The 15,111-nt window shown below is 61.0% G+C and carries 9 protein-coding genes; all 9 read left to right on the plus strand.

Going from position 1 to position 15,111, the window contains the following annotated elements; all coding sequences use genetic code 11:
- Nucleotides 1-14: 14 nt before the first annotated feature.
- The 9 genes from AC27VU_RS00520 to AC27VU_RS00560 all read left to right on the plus strand — a co-directional run bounded on the left by AC27VU_RS00520 (nt 15) and on the right by AC27VU_RS00560 (nt 15,100).
- Nucleotides 15-359: a cupin domain-containing protein gene (locus AC27VU_RS00520; RefSeq protein ID WP_003225018.1), complete on the plus strand. Its 345-nt coding sequence runs from the start codon at nt 15-17 to the stop codon at nt 357-359.
- Between the two features lie 55 nt (nt 360-414).
- Entirely contained in the window at nt 415-1,500 is a 1,086-nt protein-coding gene (locus AC27VU_RS00525) for a polyamine ABC transporter substrate-binding protein (RefSeq protein ID WP_103483487.1), read from the plus strand.
- A 460-nt stretch (nt 1,501-1,960) separates the two neighbouring features.
- Complete coding sequence (locus AC27VU_RS00530) at nt 1,961-3,424, plus strand: serralysin family metalloprotease (protein ID WP_488723132.1); 1,464 nt, start codon at nt 1,961-1,963, stop codon at nt 3,422-3,424.
- 93 nt (nt 3,425-3,517) lie between these two features.
- On the plus strand, nt 3,518-3,946 hold the full coding sequence (locus AC27VU_RS00535) for an AprI/Inh family metalloprotease inhibitor (protein ID WP_488723133.1): 429 nt from the start codon (nt 3,518-3,520) through the stop codon (nt 3,944-3,946).
- Nucleotides 3,947-4,150: 204 nt separating this feature from the next.
- Nucleotides 4,151-5,926 (plus strand): type I secretion system permease/ATPase, encoded by a 1,776-nt coding sequence (locus tag AC27VU_RS00540; RefSeq protein WP_488723134.1) that lies wholly within the window; start codon nt 4,151-4,153, stop codon nt 5,924-5,926.
- Entirely contained in the window at nt 5,923-7,272 is a 1,350-nt protein-coding gene (locus AC27VU_RS00545) for an HlyD family type I secretion periplasmic adaptor subunit (protein WP_003225006.1), read from the plus strand. The genes AC27VU_RS00540 and AC27VU_RS00545 overlap by 4 nt, the downstream gene beginning before the upstream one ends.
- A 2-nt stretch (nt 7,273-7,274) precedes the next feature.
- On the plus strand, nt 7,275-8,645 hold the full coding sequence (locus AC27VU_RS00550; RefSeq protein WP_488723135.1) for a TolC family outer membrane protein: 1,371 nt from the start codon (nt 7,275-7,277) through the stop codon (nt 8,643-8,645).
- A gap of 192 nt (nt 8,646-8,837) precedes the next feature.
- Complete coding sequence (gene eprS / locus AC27VU_RS00555; RefSeq protein WP_488723136.1) at nt 8,838-11,789, plus strand: autotransporter serine peptidase EprS; 2,952 nt, start codon at nt 8,838-8,840, stop codon at nt 11,787-11,789.
- A gap of 224 nt (nt 11,790-12,013) precedes the next feature.
- On the plus strand, nt 12,014-15,100 hold the full coding sequence (locus AC27VU_RS00560; RefSeq protein ID WP_488723137.1) for an autotransporter domain-containing protein: 3,087 nt from the start codon (nt 12,014-12,016) through the stop codon (nt 15,098-15,100).
- The last annotated feature ends 11 nt before the right edge of the window (nt 15,101-15,111 follow it).

The following is a 15,111-nucleotide window of genomic DNA, read 5'->3' on the forward strand; positions in this document are numbered from 1 at the left end:
AGACAGGTCCCCCCATGAGCATTACGCAGTTCAAGAACACCGCCACTCTGCAACTGGACGAGTCCAACCCGGTCGCCGTGCCACTCGGTGAGCCGGTCGCCATTGCCTCGACCACCAGCGTCGAACGCGACGACGGCGTCGAAACCGGCGTCTGGGAATGCACCCCGGGGCGCTGGCGCCGGCAGATCACCGCGCAGGAATTCTGCCATTTCATTTCCGGGCGTTGCACGTTCACCCCGGACGACGGCGGCGCAACCCTGCACATACAAGGTGGCGACGCACTGATGTTGCCGGCCAATACGCTCGGCATCTGGGATATCCAGGAGACCGTGCGCAAGACCTACGTGCTGATTTTCTGATTGTTTGATCCTTTGATTGCCTGCCAACAAAAATAGCCACTACAGGAATCACCTCATGATCCAGAAAACCCTCGCTCTGGCGCCGCTGCTGCTGGCCGCCTCCATCAGCCATGCCGCCGAAACGGTCAAGGTTTACAACTGGTCCGATTACATCGCGCCGGACACCACGAAAAGCTTCCAGAAAGACACCGGCATCGGCGTCACCTATGACGTCTACGACAGCAACGAAACCCTCGACGGCAAGTTGATGACCGGCAAATCCGGTTATGACGTGGTATTCCCGTCCAACCACTTCATGGCCCGGCAGATCCAGGGCGGGGCGCTGAAGAAACTCGACAAGAGCCAGTTGCCGAACTGGAAGAACCTCAACCCGGTATTGCTCAAGGCCTTGCAGGTCAACGATCCGAACAACGAGCACGGCTTTCCTTACCTGTGGGGCAGCACGGGTATCGGCTACAACATCGCCAAGGTCAAAGCGGTGCTGGGTGACAACGCGCCAGTGGACTCCTGGGATCTGATCTTCAAGCCCGAGTACATGGAAAAACTGCAGAAGTGCGGTGTGGCGATCCTCGATAACGGCCCGGAACTGCTGCCGGCGGCGCTCAACTATCTGGGTTTGCCGCCCCACAGCAAGAACCCCGAGGACTACAAGAAAGCTGAAGCGCTGCTGATGAAAGTGCGGCCGTATGTCAGCTACTTCCATTCCTCGAAATACACCAGTGACCTGGCCAACGGTGACATCTGCGTGGCGGTCGGCTTCTCCGGCGACATCCTGCAAGCGGAAAACCGCGCCAAGGAAGCGAAGAACGGCATCGACATCGGTTACGCGATTCCCAAGGAAGGCGCGGCGATCTGGTTCGACATGGTGGCCATGCCGGCCGATGCGCCGGACGAGAAGGCCGGTTACGCGTTCATGAACTACCTGCTGCGACCGGACGTGATGGCCGGCATCAGCAATTACGTGCACTACGCCAACGGCAACGAGCAGGCTGACAGTCTGATCGACCCCGCTATCAAGAGCGACACCAAGGTCTATCCGAGCCCGGAGATGATGGGCAAGCTGTTCGCGCTGGAAGCGATGCCGCTGAACATCGACCGGATTCGTACGCGGGTGTGGAACAAGATTCGAACGGGTAGCTGATTCACTTCATTCCTGTGGGAGCGGGCTTGCTCGCGAATGCGTCCGTTCAGTCAGCAATTATGTTGATTGATAAGCCGCATTCGCGAGCAAGCCCGCTCCCACAATGTGTTTTCAGCGCAGCATTTTATTTGATATCAATACACTGGCATCGCACTAATAGAGTGCAGGAAAGTGAGACGCGTCTAACAAAAAACAACTTACCAATATTTAATATTTAAATAGAAAATCGTCAGACAATTGGGCGTGGTGATGCCCGGTAAAACAATCTTTCGACCCCGCAGGCTTTGTTTTCGGCAGTTTTACGCAACAGTTCAATTTGATCTCAAAAAAACGCTAGACGACAGATTTCAAATTGTGTCAGGTTTCTTACGCCTTCATTGGGCGAGTGATAGGACGATCTCGCCAGGGATTGTCGCTATCTGACAAAAACTGTTCCATTGCTAAACAAGGAAGTGTGTTTATGTCGAAAGTAAAAGCTAACGCTATTGATATCACCGCAGATACATTCGTACCTGTCGGCGCAGCGCAGTCTCTGGCTGCATCCAGCTCCGCCTGGAACCAGATCAATAGCTTCAGCCATCAGTACGATCGTGGCGGCAACCTCACGGTCAATGGCAAACCCTCCTTCTCGGTGGATCAAGCCGCTACTCAACTGTTGCGAGACGGTGCTTCCTGGCACGATCTCGATAACAGCGGCAAGATCGAACTGACTTACACCTTTCTGACCGCCAAAACCGCCAACTTCAGCGGCTTGGGCGTCACCGGTTTCAGTCAGTTCAGTGCCCTGCAAAAAGCTCAGGCCGTGCTCGCCATGCAATCCTGGGCTGACGTTGCCAATGTCACGTTTACCGAGGCTGCCAAAGGTGGCGACGGTCACATGACATTCGGTAACTACAGCGGTGGTCAGGAAGGCGCGGCGGCGTTTGCTTTCCTGCCAGGCACCGAGCCTGGCTATGACGGTCAATCCTGGTACCTGACCGGCAGTGGCTACGATGTCAACAAAACCCCGGGGGTGAACAATTACGGGCGTCAAACCCTGACGCACGAAATCGGCCACACATTGGGGCTGTCTCACCCTGGCGACTATAACGCCGGCGAAGGCAACCCGACCTACAAGGATGCGTCCTACGGTCAGGACACCCGCGGTTACAGCCTCATGAGCTACTGGAGCGAAAGCAACACCGCCCAGAACTTCAGCAAGGGCGGTGTGGAAGCCTATGCCTCCGGCCCGCTGATGGATGACATTGCGGCGATCCAGAAGCTGTACGGCGCCAATATGAGCACCCGTGCCGGTGACACCACCTACGGCTTCAACTCCAACGCCGGGCGCGATTTCCTCAGCGCCTCGTCGTCGAGCGACAAGCTGGTGTTCTCGGTGTGGGACGCGGGCGGCAAGGACACCTTCGACTTCTCGGGTTTCACTCAGAACCAGAAGATCAACCTCAATGAAGCCTCGTTCTCCGACGTTGGCGGCATGGTGGGGAACGTGTCCATCGCCAAGGGCGTGACCATCGAAAACGCCATCGGCGGTTCGGGCAACGATCTGCTGATCGGTAACAGTGTGTCCAACGAGCTGAAGGGCGGTGCCGGCAACGACATCATCTACGGCGCCGGTGGTGCGGACAAACTGTGGGGCGGCGCAGGTTCGGACACCTTTGTGTTCGCAGCCAGCTCCGACTCCAAACCGGGTGCCATCGATCAGATCCTCGATTTCGTCAGCGGTCTGGACAAAATCGACCTGAGCGCCATCACCGGCGGTTCCGGCCTGCACTTCGTCAACAGCTTCACCGGTGCAGCCGGCGACGCGATCCTGACTTCGTCGGGCGGCAACAGCCTGTTGTCGGTGGACTTCTCCGGGCACGGCGTGGCGGACTTCCAGGTCAGCACCGTTGGCCAGGCAGCGACCAGCGACATCGTGGCGTGATGTGAAACGGGAAAGCGGCGCTCAATGCGCCGCTTTCTTTACTTGCATCGTCCTGGCTGCTGGGCAAGGCTACGTGCCGGAGCGAATATTCTCATGATCTATAAAGCTTTTACCTACAAGGCAATGGCGTGGCTTTCGGCGGCGTTCATCATGATTTCTGGAGAAACAACCATGGCAAGCAGCCTCAGACTTGAAGATCCATCGGTTTTTGCCGGGCAATGGCAGGCTGTATTGACTGCGCCTGATGACTCCCTGCAGGCGCAGGCATTGCAAGACAAACCGTCGAACACCTGCCTGATCGATCTTGAACCGAACCAGACGCTGGGCAAGGGCGCCGAATGCCTGGGGGCATGGCTTGAGCAAGCGCCGATCGGCTGGTTTCCTGATCCGGACGGCCTGTCGATTACCGGCAAGGAAGGTTCAAGAATCCAATTCTTCAGCCGACAACGTGATGGGCTTTATCTGAGCACTTTGAAGTCGGGGCTGGTGATTACGCTCACGCGCCATACGCCGCAGCCGTGAACAGCGCCACCGACTGAGCAGTTGCATATAAGGTTGTGCGTTGCAGTTATAAGCAACAGCTCAATACAACGAATGGCCGTTTAAATGACGGAAGTTGTTATTGAAGTGTCAGTGAAAGTTGCAAGAACTAGTCCGGCATGTGCGCGGATAATTAATGGAAGCGCCTCGTCAAAGAATGGCGGGGAATAATTTCAGGAATATTCAATGAAGATGGCGAAGGCCCCAGCCACCGCTCCCTTATTCAAGGCTTTGGGTGACTATAAAGGCATTCTGATCAGCGTCGGGTGCTTTACTGCACTGATTAACGTGCTGATGCTGGTGCCCTCGATTTATATGCTGCAGGTCTACGACCGCGTACTGTCTTCGCAGAACGAAACCACCCTGGCGATGCTGTCCTTGATGGTCGTTGGATTCTTTGCGTTCATCGGCATGCTGGAGGTAGTGCGCAGTTTCATCGTGATCCGTATCGGCAGCCAACTGGAGCGCCGCTTCAACCTGCGGGTCTATCAGGCGGCGTTCGAGCGCAACCTGTTCAAGGGCGAGGGGAATGCCGGGCAATCGCTGGGCGACCTGACCCATATTCGCCAATTCGTCACCGGGCCGGCGCTGTTTGCGTTTTTCGACGCACCTTGGTTCCCGGTCTATCTGTTCGTCATCTACCTGTTCAACGTCTGGCTGGGCGTGCTCGCCACCGCTGGGGCGCTGCTGCTGATCGCGCTGGCGTGCCTCAACGAATACATGACCAGGAAGCCGCTGGGCGAAGCTGCCGGTTACTCGCAGAAGTCCAGCCAACTGGCGACCAGCCACCTGCATAACGCCGAAACCATTCAGGCCATGGGCATGCTTGGCGCGCTGCGCAAGCGCTGGTTTGGTGTGCATTCGCGCTTCCTTGGCCTGCAGAATCAGGCCAGCGACACTGGCGCGGTAATCAGCTCGATCAGTAAGACCCTGCGTCTGTGCCTGCAATCGCTGGTGCTCGGCCTGGGTGCGTTGCTGGTGATCAAGGGCGACATGACCGCCGGGATGATGATCGCCGGTTCGATCCTGATGGGCCGGGTGCTGAGCCCGATCGACCAGTTGATCGCCGTGTGGAAACAGTGGAGCGGGGCGAAGCTGGCCTACCGTCGTCTGGACTCGTTGCTGCAGGCGTTCCCGCCGAGCGATGACGCCATGGCGTTGCCGGCGCCAAAAGGCCAGATTGCCTTTGAGCAAGTCAGTGCCGGCCCTCCGGGGCAGCGCGCGGCGACCCTGCAGATGGTCAACTTCAGCATCGGCGCGGGCGAAGTGCTGGGCGTGCTCGGCGCCTCTGGTTCCGGCAAGTCGACCCTGGCCCGGGTGCTGGTCGGCGTGTGGCCGACCCTTGGCGGGACTGTGCGCCTGGACGGTGCGGATATCCACCGCTGGAACCGCGATGAACTCGGCCCATACATCGGTTACCTGCCACAAGACATCGAACTGTTCAGCGGCAGCATCGCCGAGAACATCGCCCGTTTCAGCGAAGCCAACCCGGAAAAAGTCGTGGCCGCCGCGCAACAGGCCGGTGTCCACGAGATGATTCTGCGTATGCCCCAAGGCTACGACACGCAACTGGGGGAGGACGGCAGCGGCCTGTCCGGTGGTCAGAAGCAGCGCGTCGCTCTGGCTCGGGCCATGTATGGCGATCCGAGTCTGGTCGTGCTCGATGAGCCGAACTCCAACCTCGATACCGTTGGCGAAGCCGCGCTGGCCAGCGCCATCGCCCAGCTCAAGGCCAAGGGCACCACCGTGGTGCTGGTCACGCACCGCTCTTCGGTACTGGCCCAGGCCGACAAGTTGCTGGTGCTCAACGATGGTCGTTTGCAGGCGTTCGGCAACAGTCAGGATGTCCTCAAGGCGCTGTCCGGCGCCCAGGAACAACAACGGGAAAAATCTGCGCAGGCACCGGGCGGGCTCAGCATGAGCCGGCAGTACCAGCCCACGACAAGGAATTCGGGTGTATGAGCAGCGCCAGCATGAACACTGAAAACGAAGCCTCCATGGAACACGCGTACGTCACCGAGCGCCCGGAGCGCGATGCGAAATTCTTCGCGCGCATGGGCTGGATTCTGGCCATCGTCGGCGCCGGCAGTTTCTTCACCTGGGCCGCACTGGCGCCGCTGGATCAAGGCATTCCGGTGCAGGGCACCGTGGTGGTGTCGGGCAAGCGCAAGGCTGTGCAGTCGATGAGCAGCGGCGTGGTCAGCCGGATTCTGGTACGTGAAGGCGAAATCGTGAAGCAGGGGCAACCGTTGTTTCGCCTCGATCAGACCCAGGTCGCCGCCGACGTGCAGTCGCTGCAGGCGCAATACCGCATGGCGTGGGCCAGCCTCGCGCGCTGGCAGGCCGAACGCGACAACCTTAAAGAGATCACCTTTCCTGCCGAGCTGAGCAACGACCCGGACCCGCGTCTGGCACTGGTGCTGGAAGGTCAGCGTCAACTGTTCAGCAGCCGCCGCGAAGCGTTCTACCGCGAGCAGGCCGGGCTGCGCGCCAGCATCGAAGGTGCCACCGCGCAACTGGCGGGCATGCGACGCGCGCGCACCGACCTCAATGCCCAGGCCGATTCGCTGCAACAGCAATTGAGCAACCTGCAACCGCTGGCGGACAACGGCTACATCCCGCGCAACCGTTTGATGGAGTACCAGCGGCAGCTGTCGCAAGTGCAGCAGCAACTGGCGGAAAACACCGGTGAAAGCGGCCGGGTCGAGCAGGGCATCCTCGAGTCGCGTCTGAAGCTGCAACAGCATGGCGAGGAATACCAGAAGGAAGTGCGCACGCAACTGGCCGACGCGCAGCTGAAAAGCGTGACCCTGTCCGAACAACTGACTTCTGCCGGTTTCGACCTGCAACACAGCGAGATCCTTGCCACCGCCGATGGTGTGGCGGTCAACCTCGGCGTGCACACCGAAGGCGCCGTGGTGCGTCAGGGCGAAACCCTGCTGGAGATCGTCCCGCAAGGCACCACCCTGGAAGTCGAAGGGCACTTGCCGATCAACCTGATCGACAAGGTCGGCACGCATCTGCCGGTCGATATCCTCTTCACCGCGTTCAACCAGAGCAAGACCCCGCGTGTGCCGGGTGAGGTCAGTCTGATTTCCGCCGACCAGATGGTCGACGAGAAAACCGGCGTGCCGTACTACGTGTTGCGCAGCAGCGTCAGTGATCAGGCCATGGAGAAGCTTCACGGTCTGGTGATCAAGCCCGGTATGCCGGCGGAAATGTTCGTGCGCACTGGCGAACGCTCACTGCTCAACTACCTGTTCAAACCGCTGCTCGATCGGGCCGGCTCCGCGTTGACCGAAGAATAAGGATGTTCGGCTGTATGAATAAGCTTTCGATGTTGGGAGCAGCGTTCGCGCTGCTCGCAGGAAACAGCGCGCTGGCGGCCATGGGGCCATTCGAGATCTACGAGCAGGCATTGCGCAACGACCCGGTGTTCCTCGGCGCGATCAAGGAGCGCGACGCGGGCCTGGAAAACCGCATCATCGGCCGCGCCGGGCTATTGCCGAGACTGGGTTACAACTACAACCGTGGTCATAACACCTCCAAGGCCACGCAACTGACCAACCGCGGCAACCTCACCGAAGACCGCAACTACAACAGCTACGGCTCGACTCTGACCTTGCAGCAACCGTTGCTCGACTACGAAGCCTATGCGGCATATCGCAAAGGCGTGGCCCAGTCGCTGTTCGCCGACGAGGCGTTTCGCGGCAAGAGTCAGGAGCTGTTGGTGCGGGTGCTGGATAACTACACCAAAGCCTTGTTCGCCCAGGATCAGATCGACATCGCCCAGGCCAAGAAGAAAGCCTACGAGCAGCAGTTCCAGCAGAACGAACACATGTTCAAGCAGGGCGAGGGCACGCGCACCGACATTCTGGAAGCCGAGTCGCGCTATGAACTGGCGACCGCCGAAGAGATCGAGGCGCGCAATGAGCAGGACGCGGCGCTGCGTGAGCTGGGTGCGCTGGTCGGCGTGCCGACGGTGGACATCAGCGAGCTGGCGCCACTGGATCAGAATTTCCAGACGTTCGCCCTGATGCCGGCCAACTACGACACCTGGCACGAACTGGCGATCAGCAACAACCCGAACCTGGCGTCGCAGCGTCAGGCGGTTGAAGTGGCCAAGTACGAAGTGGAGCGCAACCGCGCCGGGCACATGCCGAAAGTCAGTGCCTATGCTTCGATCCGCCAGACTGAATCGGACAGCGGCAACACCTATAACCAGCGCTATGACACCAATACCATCGGTTTTGAAGTCAACGTGCCGCTGTATGCCGGTGGCGGGGTATCGGCTTCGACCCGTCAGGCAAGCCGCACCATGGAGCAGGCGGAATACGAACTCGACGGCAAGACCCGCGAAACCTTGATCGAATTGCGCCGCCAGTTCAGCGCCTGCCTGTCGGGTGTCAACAAGCTGCGCGCGTACCAGAAGGCCTTGGCCTCGGCTGAAGCGCTGGTGGTGTCGACCAAGCAAAGCATTCTCGGCGGTGAGCGGACCAATCTCGATGCGTTGAATGCCGAACAACAACTATTTACCACCCGCCGCGATCTGGCTCAGGCACGCTACGACTACTTGATGGCCTGGACCAAGCTGCATTACTACGCGGGGACCTTGAACGAACAGGATCTGGCGCGGGTGGATGAGGCCTTCGGACAAGGCCCGAAAAGCAACCCGCGTTAATGCTTGGCACTGAACTTGTGGCGAGGGAGCTTGCTCCCGCTTGAGTGCGCAGCGCTCACCGGATTTTGCGCTGCTGCGCCGCCAGCGGGAGCAAGCTCCCTCGCCACGAATGGAGACGCGCTCGATATTTCAGGAAATGCTCGCCCGGCGAAACGGGTCATAACAAAAACATAAGAAAAGTGAGTGGTGAACATGGACGTACGCATCAAGCCGGCAGCGGTCGGCACTCTGTTGCTCGCAGTTTCCATTGCGCAAGCCAACGCGCAGTACCTTGAAACCGGCAAGCCCGGCGATCCCGCCAGTTGGCGCAGCGCCGAATTCCAGCGCGACTGGGGCCTGGCGCGGATGCAGGCGGATCAGGCCTACGCCGCCGGCATCACCGGTAAAGGCGTGAAGATCGGCGCTCTCGACTCCGGCTTCGATGCCGCCCATCCCGAGTTCGCCAGCGACCGCTATCACCCGGTGTTGGCCTCCGGCAGTTACGTCGATGGTTCGCTGTTCAGTGTCAACGGCACCCTCAACCCCAACAACGATTCCCACGGCACTCACGTGGTCGGCACCATGGGCGCGAGTCGTGATGGCACCGGCATGCATGGCGTGGCGTACAACGCGCAAATCTACGTCGGCAACACCAACAACAACGACAGCTTTCTGTTCGGCCCCAAACCCGATCCGCGCTATTTCAAAGCGGCCTACGACGCCCTGGCCGCTGCCGGCGTGCGCGCGATCAACAACAGTTGGGGCAGTCAGCCGCCGGATGTCAGCTATCGCACCCTGGCCGATCTGCATGCCGCTTATGCTCAACACTGGAATCAGGGCACCTGGCTCGATGCAGCGGCGGACGTCTCGCGCCGTGGCGTGATCAACGTGTTCAGCGCCGGCAACAGCGGCTATCCGAACGCCAGCGTGCGCTCGGCATTGCCGTACTTTCAGCCGGATCTCGAAGGCCACTGGCTGGCAGTCTCCGGGCTGGACCAAAGCAATCAGCAGAAATACAACCAGTGCGGCATCGCCAAATACTGGTGCATCACCACACCGGGGGCGAAGATCGACAGCACCATTCCGGGTGGCGATTATGCGATCAAGTCCGGCACCTCGATGGCCGCGCCGCACGCCACCGGGGCACTGGCGCTGGTGATGGAACGCTACCCGTACATGAACAACCAGCAAGCGCTGGAAGTGCTGCTGACCACCGCCACGCAACTCGACGGCTCGGTCACCGATGCACCCACCGAACGGGTCGGCTGGGGCGTGGCCAACCTCAATCGGGCGATGCACGGGCCGGGGCAGTTGCTTGGCGCGTTCGATGCCAACCTGGCGGCCGGGCAAAGCGATGTCTGGAGCAATGACATCTCCGACAAGGCACTGATTCAGCGTCAGCGCGAAGACCTCGCCGAACACAGCGCCTGGCAGCAAACCCTGCAGGACAAGGGCTGGCAGAACGGCATTGCGGCCGGCGCCAGTCAGCAGGATCAGACCGACTACGCGGTCGGTATGGCGCGTGATGCCGCCGCGGCGACCCGGGTGTATCAGGGCAGTTTGATCAAGTCCGGAGCAGGGCGTTTGCTGCTGACCGGCGACAACACCTTCCGTGGCCCGACCACGGTCAATGGCGGCTTGCTCAGCGTCAACGGTTCGCTGGCGTCGGCGGTGACGGTCAACGACAGCGGCACCCTGGGCGGCTCCGGGCGCATCGGCGCGTTGCTCGCCAACAGCGGCGGCCGTGTGGCGCCCGGCAACTCCATCGGCACCTTGAACGTGACCGGTGACGTGACCTTCGCCCCGGGCTCGACCTACGCGGTGGAGCTGTCACCGACCAGCAGCGACCGCATCGTCGCCGGCGGCGTCGCGAGCATCAACGGTGCCACGGTCAGCCTGTCGCTGGAAAACAGCCCGACTCTGCTCAGCACCACTGAAACTCGCAGCCTGCTCGGCCACTCGTACGACATTCTGCAAGCGGCTGGCGGCATTCAGGGCCGGTTCGGCGCGGTGCTGCCGGACTACCTGTTCATCGGCGGCAACCTCGACTACGCGGCCAACGCGATTCAGCTCGACATCCAGCGCAATGCAACATCGTTTGCCAGCGTCGGACAAACCCCGAATCAGCGCGCCGTAGCGGCTGCCGTCGAAGGTTTGGGCGCTGGCAATTCGGTGTACGAAAGCCTGCTGCTCTCAGCGTCTGCCGCCTCGGCGCAGCAAGCTTTCCAGCAACTGAGTGGGGAGATCTACCCGGCAATCGGTTCGATGCTGATCAATGACAGCCGCCAGTTGCGCGACGCGGTGGGCGAACGTCTGCACGATGCCAGCGCCTCACAAAGCAATGGCTGGATCAAGGCCCTCGGTGCCTGGGGTTCGACCGACTCCGGTAACGACACGGCGCGCTACAGCACTTCGATCGGTGGCTTGCTCGCCGGTGTCGACGGTGCGCTGGACGAGCAGACCCGCATAGGTCTGGTCACCGGTTACAGCGACAGCTCGCTGAACATGGGCTCGGACACGCACTCGTCGGCCAAGGTCGACAGCTATCACCTCGGCGCTTACGCCGGTCATGAAATCGGCGCCTGGCGCCTGAGCACCGGCGCGGCCTACAGCTGGCATCGCGCCGATGTGAAGCGCGATCTGCAATACGGCGACGTCAGCGCCAAACAGAAAGCCAAGGTCGATGCGACCACTGTTCAGGTCTTCGGTGAAGCGGCTTACCGGCTCAACCTGCAACCGCTGGCACTGGAGCCGTTCGCCAATCTCGCGTACGTGCATCTGGACACTGACGGCTTCACCGAAAAGGGTGACGCGGCGGCGCTGAAAAGCTCTGGCGACCAGCGTGATGCGGTGCTCAGTACGCTCGGTGTGCGCGCGGTCAAGCGCTTCAACCTGTCGAATCAGCAGGCGCTGGACCTGAGCGGGCATCTCGGCTGGCAGCACAGCCTCAGCGACATCGAATCTGAACAACATCTGCGCTTTGCCAGCGGCAGCACACCGTACTCGGTCGAGAGTTCGCCATTGGTGCGTGATGCGGCGCTGGTCGGTGTGCAAGCCAGCCTGGCCTTGAGCAAGGACGTGCGGGTCAACCTTGATTACAACGGGCAACTGGCCAATCGCGCGAAGAGCCATGGGGTTGGGTTGAGCCTGAATTGGCAGTTTTGACGGACGGTGTACACGTCTCCCTGTAGGAGCACATACCTGTGGCGAGGGAGCTTGCTCCCGCTCGGCTGCGCAGCAGTCGCAAATTCGCCAAACCGGGTTCGACTGGAAACATGCAGGGGGCCGCTTCGCGCCCCAGCGGGAGCAAGCTCCCTCGCCACAAAAAGCAGCATTCATGAGATTGAAGTACACGGATTTTTCGCAACAACACTAAGGAAGGTCGCTGGATGAATAACAACAAAACCCCCGCGCAAACGGGCGGTCGCTTCGCCATGAAAACGCTTAATTGCGCCGTGATTTGTGCGCTGACCACTTGGGGCAGCGCACACGCGGCGCCTTATGTGGAAAGCGGCCGCACTGGCGATCCCGCCAGTTGGCGCAGTGCCGAATTCAAGGCTGACTGGGGCCTGGGCGCCATCGGCGCGGATTACGCCTACGCCGCCGGTTATACCGGTAAAGGCGTGAAACTGGGGATCTTCGACCAGCCGGTGTACGCCGCGCACCCGGAGTTTTCCGGCGCTAACAAAGTCATCACCCTGGTCACCAGCGGGATCCGCGAATACACCGACCCGTACATCCCGGTCAAAGCCGGGGACGCGTTCCGCTATGACGGTTCGCCCTCGGTCGGTTCCAACGGCAAGCTCGGCGCCCACGGCACCCACGTCGGCGGTATTGCCGCCGGCAGCCGTGACGGCGGGCCGATGCACGGGGTGGCGTTCGGTGCGCAGATCATCAGCGCCGACAACGGTGACCCGGGACCGGAAGACGGCATCGTCCGTGGCAACGACGGCGCGGTGTACAAGGCCGGTTGGGATGCGCTGATCGCCAGCGGCGCGCGGATCATCAACAACAGCTGGGGCATCGGCATCACCGACCGTTTCGACCTCGGTGGCCGCAACCCGGCGTATCCGCACTTCACCGTCAACGACGCGCAATTGCAGTTCAACGAAATCCGCACACTGCTCGGCACCAAGCCCGGCGGTGCCTACGACGGCGCCATCGCCGCCGCCCGCAGCGGTATCGTGACAATCTTCGCCGCCGGTAACGATTACAACCTGAACAACCCGGACGCCATCGCCGGCCTCGGTTACTTCGTGCCGGACATCGCGCCAAACTGGATCACCGTCGCTGCGTTGCAGAAGAACCCGGACCTGGCCAGCGCCAATCCGTACATCATGAGTACGTTCTCTTCGCGTTGCGGCTACACCGCGAGCTTCTGCGTCTCGGCGCCGGGGACGCAGATCTACAGCTCGATCATCAGCGGCACCAACGCTGACAACCTGACCACTGGCTACGCCAACTACAACGGCACCTCGATGGCCGCGCCACACGTGGCCGGCTCGATGGCGGTGCTGATGGAGCGCTTCCCGTACATGACTGGCGATCAGGTCGCCACGGTGTTGCGCACTACCGCCACCGACCTCGGTGCACCAGGCATCGACGCCTTGTACGGCTGGGGCATGATCAACCTGCGCAAGGGCATTGATGGCCCGGCGATGTTCGTCACCGAGAAAGACGTCCCGGAAGAATTCCGCATCCAGGGTGCCTACGGTACCGGGCAGTTCGTCGCGGACTTGCCGGGCATTGGCGCGATCATCGACAAGGGCAAACCGACCGAGCGCCTGTGCACCGACATCACTTGCGGCCTCGACACCTGGCGCAACGACATTTCCGGTCACGGCGGCCTGACCAAACAGGGCATCGGCACCCTGGTGATGACCGGCAACAACACCTACAGCGGCCCGACCCTGGTCAATCAGGGGCGTCTGGCGATCAACGGCTCGCTGGCTTCGGCGGTCACGGTCAACGACAGCGGCATCCTCGGCGGTAACGGCCGCATCGGCGCACTGACCGCGAAAAGCGGCGGTACCGTCGCGCCGGGCAACTCGATCGGCACGCTGAACGTCGCCGGTGACGTGACCTTTGAACCGGGTTCGACCTACGCGGTAGAAGTATCGCCGACCAGCAGCGACAAGATCGTTGCCGGCGGCAAAGCGGTGATCGATGGCGCCACGGTCAGTCTGTCGCTGGAAAACAGCCCGACCTTGCTGACCACCACTGAAGTGCAGAGCCTGCTCGGCACGCAGTTCAACATCCTGCAAGCGGCCGGTGGCATTCAAGGGCAGTTCGGGCAAGTGCTGCCGAATTACGCGTTCCTCGGCGGCACCCTGGCGTACTCGGCGAGCGGCGTACAACTGGAGGTGGGGCGCAATGGCGCGTCGTTCGCCAGTGTCGGTCTGACGCCGAACCAGCGTGCGGTCGGCGCGGCTGCCGAGCGTCTGGGCGCGGGCAATGCGCTGTTCGAAACCCTGCTGTTGTCGCCGAACGCGGCGTCGGCGCAACAAGCGTTCCAGCAACTGTCCGGCGAGATCCATCCAGCCATCGGCACGCTGCTGATCAACGACAGCCGCTACCTGCGTGAAGCCGTGGGCGAGCGTTTGCGTGAGCGTGATCTGTTCAATGCCAATGCGCCGACCGACGATCGCAGCAACGCCTGGGTCAAGGTCCTGGGTTCGTGGGGCAAGAGCGACGGTGGGCATGAAAATGCCGACTCCAACAGCTCCATCAGCGGGCTGCTGGCTGGCGTCGACGGCTTGATTGCTGAAGATACGCGTCTGGGTTTCGTTACCGGTTATAGCGACAGCTCGTTGGGTATGGGCGGCGGCACGCATTCGTCGGCCTCGGTCGACAGCTACCACCTGGGTGCGTACCTGGGGCATCAGATCGATGCGCTGCGTCTGACCGCCGGTGCGGCCTACAGCTGGCATCGCGTGGATGTGAAACGTGACCTGCAATTCGGTGACGTCAGCGGTAAACAGAAAACCAAGCACGATGCGGCGACTACCCAAGTGTTCACCGAAGCGGCTTATGATCTGCGCCTGCAACCGATGAATCTGGAGCCGTTCGCCAATCTGTCGTACGTGCACTTGAACACCGACAGCTTCACCGAGAAGGGTGATGCGGCGGCGCTCAAGAGCTCTGAAGACAACCGCGATGTGGTGCTGTCGACCCTTGGCGTACGCGCCAAGCGCACCTTCGCGCTGTCGGACAAACATCAGCTGGAACTGGGCGCGACCCTGGGCTGGCAGCACAACCTGAGCAGTGTCGATGCTGACAGTCACCTGGCGTTTGCCAATGGCAACAGCGCGTTCACCGTGCAGAGTGTGTCGATGGATCGTGATGCTGCCGTGGTCGGTGTACGCGCCGGGCTGGCGCTCAATCGCGATGTCCGGGTTAACCTGGACTATAACGGACTGATCGGTAACAACGAGAAGGATCACGGTGTGGGTCTGACGCTCGACTGGCAGTTCTAAAAGCAATGCCG

This window comes from Pseudomonas sp. 14P5.3.2, from assembly GCF_057799175.1.

Bases quoted from the DNA above. Each gene is read 5' to 3' on its own strand.
- AC27VU_RS00550 (WP_488723135.1), top strand. From the start codon at position 7,275: ATGTTCGGCTGTATGAATAAGCTTTCGATGTTGGGAGCAGCGTTCGCG.
- AC27VU_RS00530 (WP_488723132.1), top strand. From the start codon at position 1,961: ATGTCGAAAGTAAAAGCTAACGCTATTGATATCACCGCAGATACATTC.
- AC27VU_RS00540 (WP_488723134.1), top strand. From the start codon at position 4,151: ATGAAGATGGCGAAGGCCCCAGCCACCGCTCCCTTATTCAAGGCTTTG.
- eprS (WP_488723136.1), top strand. From the start codon at position 8,838: ATGGACGTACGCATCAAGCCGGCAGCGGTCGGCACTCTGTTGCTCGCA.
- AC27VU_RS00535 (WP_488723133.1), top strand. From the start codon at position 3,518: ATGATCTATAAAGCTTTTACCTACAAGGCAATGGCGTGGCTTTCGGCG.
- AC27VU_RS00545 (WP_003225006.1), top strand. From the start codon at position 5,923: ATGAGCAGCGCCAGCATGAACACTGAAAACGAAGCCTCCATGGAACAC.
- AC27VU_RS00525 (WP_103483487.1), top strand. From the start codon at position 415: ATGATCCAGAAAACCCTCGCTCTGGCGCCGCTGCTGCTGGCCGCCTCC.
- AC27VU_RS00520 (WP_003225018.1), top strand. From the start codon at position 15: ATGAGCATTACGCAGTTCAAGAACACCGCCACTCTGCAACTGGACGAG.
- AC27VU_RS00560 (WP_488723137.1), top strand. From the start codon at position 12,014: ATGAATAACAACAAAACCCCCGCGCAAACGGGCGGTCGCTTCGCCATG.